The 11,738-nt window shown below is 44.1% G+C and carries 10 protein-coding genes; 2 read left to right on the top strand and 8 right to left on the bottom strand.

Annotation, left to right across the window (positions count from 1 at the left end; all coding sequences use genetic code 11):
- From B4J23_RS02130 to radA, 7 genes are all read right to left on the bottom strand, one after another.
- Positions 1-1,222: PAS domain-containing protein (locus B4J23_RS02130; RefSeq protein ID WP_291358633.1), on the bottom strand; the 1,222-nt coding region annotated here is incomplete at its 3' end.
- A 177-nt stretch (positions 1,223-1,399) separates the two neighbouring features.
- Positions 1,400-2,110 carry a 16S rRNA (uracil(1498)-N(3))-methyltransferase gene (locus B4J23_RS02125; protein WP_291358632.1) on the bottom strand — a complete coding sequence of 237 codons (711 nt, stop codon included), beginning with the start codon at positions 2,108-2,110 and terminating at the stop codon, positions 1,400-1,402.
- A gap of 31 nt (positions 2,111-2,141) precedes the next feature.
- Positions 2,142-2,978 carry a methylenetetrahydrofolate reductase [NAD(P)H] gene (metF, locus tag B4J23_RS02120; protein ID WP_166137759.1) on the bottom strand — a complete coding sequence of 279 codons (837 nt, stop codon included), beginning with the start codon at positions 2,976-2,978 and terminating at the stop codon, positions 2,142-2,144.
- Positions 2,979-3,157: 179 nt separating this feature from the next.
- A complete protein-coding gene (ahcY, locus tag B4J23_RS02115; protein WP_005236746.1) occupies positions 3,158-4,540 on the bottom strand; it encodes an adenosylhomocysteinase in 1,383 nt (460 codons plus the stop codon).
- Positions 4,541-4,845: 305 nt separating this feature from the next.
- A complete protein-coding gene (locus B4J23_RS02110; RefSeq protein ID WP_180069112.1) occupies positions 4,846-5,370 on the bottom strand; it encodes a tetratricopeptide repeat protein in 525 nt (174 codons plus the stop codon).
- Between the two features lie 249 nt (positions 5,371-5,619).
- Positions 5,620-6,624, bottom strand: coding sequence for a Tim44 domain-containing protein (locus B4J23_RS02105; protein ID WP_291358631.1), 1,005 nt, complete (start codon positions 6,622-6,624; stop codon positions 5,620-5,622).
- Between the two features lie 117 nt (positions 6,625-6,741).
- Complete coding sequence (gene radA / locus B4J23_RS02100) at positions 6,742-8,130, bottom strand: DNA repair protein RadA (protein WP_291358630.1); 1,389 nt, start codon at positions 8,128-8,130, stop codon at positions 6,742-6,744.
- Between the two features lie 188 nt (positions 8,131-8,318).
- Between radA and B4J23_RS02095 the strand changes: the two genes are divergently transcribed.
- On the top strand, positions 8,319-8,750 hold the full coding sequence (locus B4J23_RS02095; RefSeq protein ID WP_291358629.1) for a hypothetical protein: 432 nt from the start codon (positions 8,319-8,321) through the stop codon (positions 8,748-8,750).
- Positions 8,751-8,822: 72 nt separating this feature from the next.
- Here the strand turns inward: B4J23_RS02095 and B4J23_RS02090 are convergent, their stop codons facing one another.
- Entirely contained in the window at positions 8,823-10,169 is a 1,347-nt protein-coding gene (locus B4J23_RS02090; RefSeq protein ID WP_166137742.1) for an alanine/glycine:cation symporter family protein, read from the bottom strand.
- A 321-nt stretch (positions 10,170-10,490) separates the two neighbouring features.
- Between B4J23_RS02090 and B4J23_RS02085 the strand changes: the two genes are divergently transcribed.
- A partial coding sequence (locus B4J23_RS02085) for an amino acid permease (protein ID WP_291358628.1) occupies positions 10,491-11,738 on the top strand: 1,248 nt, incomplete at its 3' end.

Genomic DNA, 11,738 nt, shown 5'->3' with positions numbered 1-11,738 from the left:
CAGCCGCCTGCTCGATCACACTGGCTGCCAGTTTTAGGCGTTCTTGAGAAATACGTTCCTGCTGAATATCACGCAAAATTCCGACCATGCGTAAAGGGCGGTGAGTTTCAGGATCGCGACTGATCACCCGACCTACATCATGTACCCAGCTCCAGACTCCCGGTGCTTGCTGAATCCGGTAAGTCACTTCATAGCGCTCGGTTTTCCCACGCAAATGCTGTTTCATATTGTTTTTGAACGCAGCCAGATCATCAGGATGAATCATATGCTGTAACTGTAAATGATGTTCGCTGGATTTCCGTTGTACTTTCTCATCTTTATGATTGGTCAGCAAAATACTGCGGTCTTTGATATTCCAGTCCCATGGACGGATACCGGCGATTTCATGAGTCAGTTCAAGGTTTTGCTGCTGGTTTTTCAGATCAATATTAATCTGTTCAATATCATAGGTACGTTCACGAACTTTCTGTTCCAGTAGCTGGTTGCTGAGTTGTAGCTCCAGTTTAATATCTTTGGATTTATTGACTTCAGTTTGTAGCTGTTTGCATAGCTCATCAGTCCAGGCGACCTGCTGTTCGGCATTACTCACCAGCAATTCATTTTCTGCATAAAGGCGGGAAGTACGGGTATGAATACGATAGGTACTATTGGCACAGAGCAGGATCACAATGACTGCAAAATTTAATGCCAGGCCAAAGACCGGATTGGCACCCGAGATATGAAAAAACTGAAAGAGTAAAAAGGGTACCAATGAAGGTAAAAATACCAGTGAAAAGTAACTGAGCTTCTGGGTTAAATAAGTCAAACCAAAAGCTTGAGTCACGATTAATAGCAAAGCCGAAAGGGTGAGTGCTTCTATTTCATCAAAATTGATATTGGCCTGTGGTAGGTAATAATAAGTCAGAGAAATACCGGAAGCGATAAAGCAACCTACCGCAAGGCTCTGAATCTGTAACCAGTAATGTGCATTTTTCAGTTGATATTGTTCAGGCTTAAAATACAGGGTATTGATGAGCCAGCACATACTAACGGTAATTTCAGTCAGGATAAACCAGAGATTAAAGTAACTATTCGATGAGCTATATTGAATGTGATAAACACAAAAAATATAGAGGCAAATAATCATGATACTTAACAGAAAATATCGGCTATGTCGAAGCGTGTTCGCAATCTGAGCACGATGCAAGTGCTCTTTGATATAAGCCTCTTGATTATCAATCATATAATTAAGTGCCTTGTATTCGTCCTGAACGGTTTTTATCCTAGATTTTAATTTTTATTCAAGCCTGAATGATTCTTAAATCAATCAATATGTGTTTCATTATTATTGACTCAAGAGTAGAGTGCTTATAAATAAAAATCAATAAAATTAATAACCAAATTTTACAATTTTGATCGCTTAAATAGTGTAATTCAAAATTGAGAGAGCAACGACAGGAGCAGTTTCGGTACGCAGGACACGTTCACCAATACACCAATTGACAAAGCCTTGAGCATTCGCCGCTAGGATTTCTGCTTCACTCAAGCCGCCTTCAGGGCCAATCAGCAAAGCAATATCCGGCGTGGCATTCGCCAGTACATCAATTTCTTCTTTATTTGGCGCTAGCACTAGTTTGGTAGTAGGAAGATCGGTTTCCAGCCATTTTTCAAGTGACATTGGCGCTAAAATTTTAGGAACAATATTCAGACCACACTGTTCACAGGCGGCAATGGCTACACCTTGCCAGTGATCCAGTTTCTTTTGATCGCGATCATATTTCAGGCGCATCTCACAGCGTTCAGAGGTTAAAAGCTGAATTTCAGATACACCCAGTTCGACCGCTTTCTGGATCGCATAATCCATGCGGTCACCTTTACTCATGACCTGGCCAAGCAAAGCTTTAAATTTTGGTGTGCGATCAGTAGGGTTATAACTATTGACCTGTACAGCAGCCGACTTTTTGGAAATTTCAACCAGTTCAACTTCATATTCACCACCTTGTCCATTAAACAGGGTGGCTTTTTCGCTGACTTGAGCACGTAAAACTTTAACCCAATGATGAAACACTGTTTCAGTCAGTTCTACAGTGGTATCTACTGCTAAATCAGCTTCAATAAAAAAACGTGGCATTAAAGTTTTACTCTCAAATCAGGTGTTTTACTTATGCAAGACCGAGGTCTTTAACAAGTTGACGGGTTGGATCAGTGGTATTCATGGTATAGAAGTGCAAGCTTGGTGCACCGCCAGCAATCAGGCGTTCACAGAATTTCACCACGACTTCATGACCAAAGGCTTTAATGCTTGCAGTGTCATCACCATAAGTTGCCAGTTGCTTGCGAATCCAGCGTGGAATTTCTGCGCCTGTACCATCTGCGAAGCGAATCAGGTTGCTGGCATTGGTAATCGGCATAATACCCGGCGCAACCGGAATATCGATTCCAGCTTTCTGGATACGGTCTACAAAGTAGAAGTATGCATCTGGATTAAAGAAGAACTGGGTCAATGCAGCATTAGCGCCAGCATTTACTTTATCCACAAAGTGCTGAATGTCTTTATCAAAGCTGTCTGCTTGTGGATGCATTTCAGGATAAGCGGCAACTTCAATATGGAAATGGTCACCTGAATGTTCACGGATAAAGCGAACCAGATCCTGTGCATAAGGCAATTCACCTAAGCCCACCTGACCAGATGGCAAGTCACCACGCAGCGCGACAATACGGTTAATTCCTTGTGCCTTATACAAATCAAGCAGTTCAGCGATACGTGCCTTGTCATCACCGATACAAGACAGGTGAGGGGCAACGGGTGTACCTTTACCATTAAAGTCATTGATCGTAGATAAAGTACGTTCGCGTGTTGAACCACCCGCGCCATACGTCACAGAAAAGAATTCTGGGTTCAGCAGTTGTAGTTCTTGATGTACGGTTTTGAGCTTTTCCGCACCCGCATCGGTTTTGGTCGGGAAAAACTCAAAAGAAATTGGAATCTGTTTAGACATGTTCAAATCCTTTTTATAAATACTTTTTACTTATCACCCTCTCCCTGACCTCTCCCAAAGGGAGAAGGGACTACCATTGTGATAGTTAAAGTCTTTAAAGACTTACCCTATAACAATTTTCACAATGGAAATCTCCCTCTCCTTATAGGAGAGGGCCGGGGTGAGGTGGAAATCAAAAATTAGTATTTATAAGCATCAGACTTGAATGGACCTTCAACAGGTACACCTAGGTAATCTGCCTGTTCTGGAGTCAATTGAGTCAGAACACCACCGAAACCGGCAACCATTGCAGCAGCAACTTCTTCGTCTAATTTCTTAGGAAGCAGTTCTACACGAATCGCTGCTTGTTTTTGATCTTCAGGAAGATCCGCAAATTTCTCAGCGAACAGGTGCATTTGACCCAATACTTGGTTCGCAAATGAACCGTCCATCACACGTGATGGGTGACCAGTTGCATTACCCAGGTTCACCAGACGACCTTCAGAAAGCAGGATCAGGTAATCATTTTCATTTTCTGAACGATATACTTGGTGTACTTGAGGTTTCACTTCAACCCATTTGTAACCACGTAAGTAGTTAGTATCGATTTCGGTGTCGAAGTGACCGATGTTACAAACTACTGCACCAGCTTTTAGTGTATCTAGCATCGCAGCGTCACATACGTGGTAGTTACCAGTTGTAGTCACGATCAGGTCGGTATTTTGAAGAAGATCAACGTTCACATCTTCTTTTTTGCCAGTTTGAACGCCGTTTTTGTATGGAGAAACCACTTCATAACCGTCCATGCATGCTTGCATCGCACAGATTGGATCGATTTCAGATACACGTACGATCATGCCTTCTTGACGAAGAGACTGAGCAGAACCTTTACCTACGTCACCATAGCCGATCACTAATGCACGACGGCCAGAAAGCAGCATGTCAGTTGCACGTTTGATCGCATCATTTAGAGAGTGACGGCAACCGTATTTGTTGTCGTTTTTAGACTTGGTTACTGAATCGTTGACGTTGATCGCAGGAACTTTCAGAGAGCCGTCTTTCCACATTTCCAGAAGACGTGCTACACCTGTAGTTGTTTCTTCAGTAATCCCGTGAATTTTTGCAATCAGTTCAGGATATTTTTCGTGAACAACAGCTGTCAAATCACCGCCATCATCCAGAATCATATTGGCATCCCAAGGTTTGCCATTGACATTAATCTGTTGTTCAAGACACCACATGTATTCTTCTTCTGTTTCGCCTTTCCATGCAAATACAGGAATACCGCGTGCAGCGATTGCAGCAGCAGCATGGTCTTGAGTAGAGAAGATGTTACAAGAAGTCCAGCGAACTTCAGCGCCTAATTCAACCAGAGTTTCAATTAAAACCGCAGTTTGAATAGTCATGTGGATACAGCCAAGAATTTTGGCACCAGCAAGCGGTTTAGCAGCTGAGTAGCGTTTACGCAAACCCATTAGGGCTGGCATTTCAGCTTCTGCAAGTTTGATTTCTTTACGGCCGTAGTCAGCTAGGGAAATATCGGCAACTTTATAATCTGTAAATGAAGCATTAACCGCGTTCATCACGATCTCCTTATAAAAAACAATAATTGATCATTCAGTTCGCGGATGCCGTTGTTGGTCCGTCTAGAAAAAGTTGGACCGATCGTCGAGCCTGGCGCTTTTACATTTCGTACCTGTAAAACGTCGCAGCATCCCTCGACTAGCGAGGTATTGTACTTGGAAATTAATTTGGTTCCAATCCGAAATTGTTTATTATCTGACTAATAAGAAAATTTTGAAAATATTTTGAGAAATATCCTGATATTTGAAAACTGAAATAAAGTTTTATTCTCGTAAAAAAGCCCATCATCTGACGGGCTTGTTATTTATTCTATGTCCTGCTCAATTTCATCTGCTTTCTTAGTCCAATAATCTGCCTGTAGGTCATCAGCGACCACACCAAGACCATTGGCATAAATAAAGGCAAGATCACGCATGGCTTGAACTTCACCCCATTCAGCTGCTTGCTTTACAAGAGCGATAGATTTTTCAACATCTTTTTCGACCACATCACCACGACGGTAAAAACCAGCCAGTTCTAAAGTCGCTGCAGGGTGTTTTTCAAAATTGGCTTTGCTCAACCAGTAATAGGCTAACTCAAAGTGAGCTTTAGAATCTTCTGGGTCTTCCTCAGCGATTTCTTTGGCATAAACCGTATAACCCTCACCGAGCCAGTACATGGCTTCAACCCAGCCACCATTGGCTGCTTTCAATGCCCACTCTTCGGCCAGCATGATGTCTTCGTCATGCTCGCTTTGCATATAGAGCTCGGCAAGCTCAAATTGGGCTTCGGCATTGCCTGCCAATGCGCGGTTTGCCAGCGTGGCAGGGGGAGAAACACGCTCAGTCATGTCAGTATCTCAAATATCTTTGTATCTAGATTAAAAGGTTCAAAATAAAAAAGCCAATCCGAAAACTGGCTTTTGTATAAAAGTCGACTGATAGCGCTTAAAACACGCAAACTAAGCTATTTGTTTAAGGGAATAACAATAAAATGAATAGAAAGAGAACAAGAATAAATTTGAATAGTTTTCAATGATTCAGAAAGCAAAACAGCGGCCCGAAGGCCGCTGTTGATATAAGATTAATGAGATAAAAACTTAGTCTTGCTGGATTCCTGCAACCAACCAATCTTGCTGAGAGCCGGCAGGTTTGACAAAGTGCCAGATTTCAGCAAATGGTTGAGGTTGGCTATTCAGGTCTTCACTTACAGTACCAGTGAAGCGTACGCTTACTACATATTGACCATTCTCATTCGATGAATCTACCACCATTGCATTCAGGTTAGAGAACTCAGCTACGTCCTGATCCTGATTTGCCATAATGTCGTTATACATCGACTGGTAAAGATCAGGGGTCAGGTAACGTTTAATTTCTAAAATGTTGCTCGCCGTATTCATGGACTGAATGTGGTTGAAGCGCTGACGTGCAACACGTAAGAAAGTCGCAGGTTCTGTTCCATCTGGAAGCTGGTTGCCGCTATTGGTATAGGCTGCACCAAATGGGGCGTTATTTACCGGAGCTGAACCAAACGGAGCATTTGTGCTTGGTGTGCTACCACCCACGTTCTGACCAAAAATATTGGTGTTGTCACCACCGCGAGGAGGTGTCTGACCAAATGGTGCTGAATGACCAGCACCACTATTTGGGGCATACGGATTAGAAGCTACTTTTTTTTTTGCGCCCATCTTACGGAAAATGAAGAAGGCAACAGCGGCAGCAAGCAAGATCCAGATCCAGCCAGGAATACCACCTTTTTCCTCTTGCTGCTGTTGAGCTGCTTGAGCTTCAGAAGCCGCTTGTACTTCTTTGTCATCAGCCAGCGCATTGGCAGCAACTGCACCCACTGCAGCACCTGCTACACCGGCAGCAACCATACTACCTACGCATGGGCCAGATCTTTGCTGAGTTGCAGCACCAGCGGCTGGAGCCTGTTGTGCTGGCGCAGCTTGACGAGGTTGTTGATAAGATTGAGTAGGCGCAGCAGAACGTTGCATACCATGGCTTTTACCGCCACCGGCACGTTTTGCTTCAGCAGTTAAAGGAGCAACCAGTAATGCTGCTGTTAAAAGACCTGCAATCAAACCACGCTGTCGAACTTCCATTCAATTTTCCTATGTGAAAAAAACTTATTTGAATACTCTATTTATATAGGCTTTATAGGGGATTTCAATCAAAAATGTGTATTTTTTTAGGCTTTTCGCAAGATTTATCGATTAAAACTAACTGAGTTCATCACTTAGGCTCATGGCTTCACTCAGGGCTTCATGCAATCGAGCTACAGCAATGACCTGCACGCCGGGAATCGGTTTTTGCGGTGCATTGGCACGCGGCAAAATAATATATTTAAAACCGTGTTTAACGGCTTCCTTCAGACGCTCCTGACCATTCGGCACCGGACGAATTTCACCAGAAAGACCAACCTCACCAAAAACAGCGAGTTGCTGAGGCAAGGCTTTAGTCCGAATACTGGATGCACAGGCTAAAAGTACAGCCAGGTCAGAACCAGTTTCGGTAATCTTTAAACCACCGACGATATTGACATAGACATCCTGACCGGATGTTTGTACGCCACCATGACGATGCATTACAGCCAGTAGCATATTCAGACGGTTTTGTTCTAGACCTAAGGCTACACGACGTGGTTGGCCATGGGCATCATCGACCAAAGCCTGAACTTCAACCAGGAGTGGGCGAGTCCCTTCGCGGCTAATCATGACGATTGAGCCTGGAATCGCTTCATCATAACGACTGAGGAAAATGGCAGATGGATTGGCGACTTCACGCAGACCTTTATCGGTCATGCCAAAGACGCCAAGTTCATTGACTGCACCGAAACGGTTTTTGACTGCGCGGATCATACGGTAACGTGAATCCGACTGGCCTTCAAAATACAGCACACAGTCCACCATATGTTCCAGTACACGCGGACCTGCTAAGGCACCTTCTTTAGTCACATGACCGACAATAAACAGGGCAGTGCCGCTATTTTTGGCGAAACGGGTCAGTAGGGCTGCAGATTCACGAATCTGTGACACACCACCTGGTGCAGACTGCAAGGTTTCGGTATATAAAGTCTGAATCGAGTCCAAAATCGCAACAGCAGGACGTTCCTGTGCAAGCACCTCGCAAATGCGTTCCACACAGGTTTCTGCCATGACTTTCAGTTGGTTAGTTGGTAAGTCCAGACGCTGGGCGCGTAATGCCACCTGAGATAAAGATTCTTCACCTGTCACATACAGGGCAGAGCTATTGCCTGCTGCCATATGGGTTGCGGTTTGCAATAGGATAGTTGACTTACCAATCCCCGGGTCACCACCAATCAGCACCACAGAACCTGTAACGAGACCACCGCCTAAGACTCGGTTAAACTCACCAATCCCGGTTTGCAACCGGGTTTCATGTGAAACGGAGACTTTGTTTAAGGTGGTAATCGCTGCTGCCTGACCGGCATAACCTCCAATTTTTGGCTGAGCACGATGTGTCGTTGCTGGCGCAATACTGACTTCTACCAGACTGTTCCATTCCCCACATTCAGAACACTGACCCGCCCATTTAGGATGGTCTGCTCCACATTGTTCACAACGATACACACTTTTTGCTTTAGCCATAATTTCCGAAAATAAATATTGGGAATGGGGGCTACAGCATAGCGGTGAATGAGACTGAAAACCAAGACCTTTGGCTGAAAAAGTCACTGATTTACGTCAGCATATGACGCTTATGAATTCACCTTTCTACATGAAAGTGAAATACCTCCTATAATGAAAAAATTCATCACGGGTACAGGAAACCTGACATGCCACAACTTTTAAAACATATCGATGCGATCGCACGTGAAAAAGACCGTGATGTATTATTTGTATATTTTGAAAATTACGAACATGAAAATGCAGATGCTGAGTCCTATCATTTACGTCAGAACCTGATGGAATGGCTAGAGCAACGCCAAATTAACTTTGCACCTTGCATGGGGATAGAACAGCCTGGTGTGATTGAAAGTTATTCAGGTGATCTTTATATCGACGTACCATTTGATGAAGCCAATCCAATTTACCAAATGGTCAGTGAACATCTGGAAGATGCCGAAGGGGAGATGAGGATTCCGGGAGTGCTGTTCTTTGTATTATCTCTAGAAACTGCGCTGGAAATTGAAGCCGATCGTGAAGAGTTCTTAAATCTAAATCAAGCTCATGATGATGACGATGGATTTTCTGGCCGTGTGAACTGATATTTTTAGCAAACTTAAATAATAAAAAAGCCACGATGAATGTGGCTTTTTTATTAAGGGTTTTAAATTTTATTAATACAATTCACCTGATTTACGGCGAGCAATAAAATCTTTGGATTCTTTCACGATCACTCCAGACAGTAGTAACAGGCCGATCAAGTTTGGAATCGCCATCAAACCGTTGAAGGTATCTGCAAACAGCCAGACCAGATCTAGTGTCGCGACACAGCCAATAAATACTGACAGGATATAGATGATGCGATAAGGGAATAGAAATTTCTCACCGAGCAGATAGGTTGCACATTTTTCCCCGTAGTAGCTCCAGCCTAAAATGGTGGAATAGGCGAAGAAGATAATGCCGAAGGTCACAATCCAGCCACCAACACCTGGCAGCAGTTTGTTAAATGTAGAAACGGTCAGAACAGCACCGGTTTGTCCACCAAAATCACTGCCGGCCATGATGAAGCCCATCACCAAGACAATACCGGTAATCGAACAGACAATAATCGTGTCAATAAAAGTTCCGGTCATGGAAACCAGACCTTGACGGGCAGGATGATCGGTTTTTGCAGCAGCAGCGGCAATCGGTGCCGAACCCATACCAGCTTCATTCGAGAAGACACCACGCGCGACACCATAACGAATCGCCGCACCAATCGCACCACCTACGGCAGCTTCACCAGTAAAGGCATAGGTGAAAATCATTTTCAGTGCAGGGCCCACTAAATCGAGATGGGTGAAAATAATGATCAGACCGCCCGCCACATAACCAATCGCCATAATTGGAACGATGAAGGAAGCAGCTCTAGAAATCCACTTAATCCCGCCTAGAATTACCAGTGCAGAAAACGCAGTAATCACGATACCTGTAACCCAGGTTTCCAGACCGAAACCATTTTCTACTGCAAGTGCAACAGTGTTGGACTGAACTGAACTACCAATTCCGAAAGATGCGACAGCACCAAAGAACGCAAAGATCAGCGCCAGCCATTTCCATTTAAGGCCACGCTCAATGTAATACATTGGACCGCCAGACATTTCACCGCGTTCATTTTTAACCCTGTATTTGACGGCCAGTACACCTTCGCCATATTTGGTTGCCATTCCGAACAGGGCAGTCATCCACATCCAGAATACGGCCCCAGGACCACCCAGTACACAGGCAGTTGCCACACCGGCAATATTACCGGTACCGATGGTAGCTGACAGTGCGGTCATGAGTGAGCCAAACTGGGAAATATCGCCTTCATGCGAAGGGTGTTTGCCAAAAACCTGTTTAAAGGCCAGTGGCAACATGCGGAACTGCCAGAACAGCAGGCGGAAGGTCAGGAATATACCGGTACCGACAATGAGGACCAGCATATATGGGCCCCAGACCCAGCCACTGACGGTTTCCATGATGCTTTGTAAATTTTGCATAAATTTCTTCTTATTTATCCGTGTCAGCTTTATTTGAGATGTTGATTGAAAAGCAATTACTATGCCATGCGCGCTCATCCTAAACGCGAATATTGGCGGATTTGTATTCTATTTTTTACATAGTTTCAGCGCTTTGACAAGAAAAATCCTGTATTCATTGCGCCTTAAAACCAAGACTAAAGATAAATGAATGTTGATATAAGAAAAATAAATTAACTTGCAAGATTAGTTGGAAAATACAAATGATGCGAATTTTCTTTTTGTATTCCGGGTTTTTTACGTTAATTTGTCGCGATTAAAACTCAAAGTTGAAAGGAAATAATGTCAGAAAAATATAGTCACTCATCATCGGAAGATGGTGAGCTACAGCGTAGTTTATCCAACCGGCACCTGCAGTTAATTGCCATTGGGGGTGCGATTGGCACCGGCCTGTTTATGGGTTCAGGGAAAACCATTAGCCTGGCAGGACCATCCATTTTGGTGATTTATATGATCATCGGTTTTATGGTGTTTCTGGTCATGCGTGCGTTGGGTGAATTACTGTTATCCAATCTGCAATATAAATCTTTCATCGATTTTGCCACCGATCTGATCGGGCCGTGGGCAGGTTATTTTGTCGGCTGGACCTACTGGTTATGCTGGATCACGATTGGTATCGCGGATCTGTCAGCTATTATCTATTACCTGCAATTCTTTAATAACGGCCTGCCATTTACTCCGGGCGAAGGCGTGCTGATCAGTATTGCCTCTATTGTCTTCATTATGGGATTGAACCTGGCAACCGTGAAACTGTTTGGTGAAATGGAGTTCTGGTTCGCCCTGATCAAGATTATCGCCATTATTGTACTGATCGCCGTAGGTTTATGGATGATCTTTACTGGCTTTACTAATGATGCAGGTACGGTAGCTTCATTTGCCCATATCTGGGATCATGGCGGTTTATTCCCGACTGGGACTATGGGTTTCCTGGCTGGTTTTCAGATTGCGATTTTCGCCTTTGTAGGTGTAGAGCTGGTTGGTACTACGGCTGCTGAAACCAAAGATCCAGAGCGTAACCTGCCGAAAGCGGTGAACTCGATTCCGATCCGTATCATTATTTTCTATGTGCTTGCTCTGATCATTGTGATGTCAGTGACACCATGGGATCAGATCAATCCAAATGTTTCTCCGTTTGTGAATCTGTTCAGTCAGGCAGGTATTGCGGCGGCTGCAATCATCATGAACCTGGTAGTGCTGTCATCAGTAATGTCATCGATGAATAGTGGAGTGTTCTCAACCAGCCGTATGTTGTTCGGTTTATCTCGTGAAGAACAGGCACCGAAAGCCTTTGGTCGTTTGAATTCGCGCGCCGTTCCAGCGAATGCTTTGTATTTCTCTGCGATCTGTTTATTGCTCGGTGCAGCATTACAGTACTTCGTGCCGAATACGGTTGAAGCATTTACTTTGGCAACAACTTTGTCGACTATTCTGTTTATCTGTGTATGGCTGATCATTATCTGGAGCTACATGATCTATTACCGTACCCGTCCGGAATTGCATGCTAAATCCATATTCAAGTTGCCTGGTGGG

The organism is Acinetobacter sp. UBA3025 (genome assembly GCF_002367915.1).
In the GTDB taxonomy this organism is placed as follows: domain Bacteria; phylum Pseudomonadota; class Gammaproteobacteria; order Pseudomonadales; family Moraxellaceae; genus Acinetobacter.
Note: the sequence above shows the minus strand (reverse complement) of the source record. Positions and strands in the feature narration are given on the sequence as shown.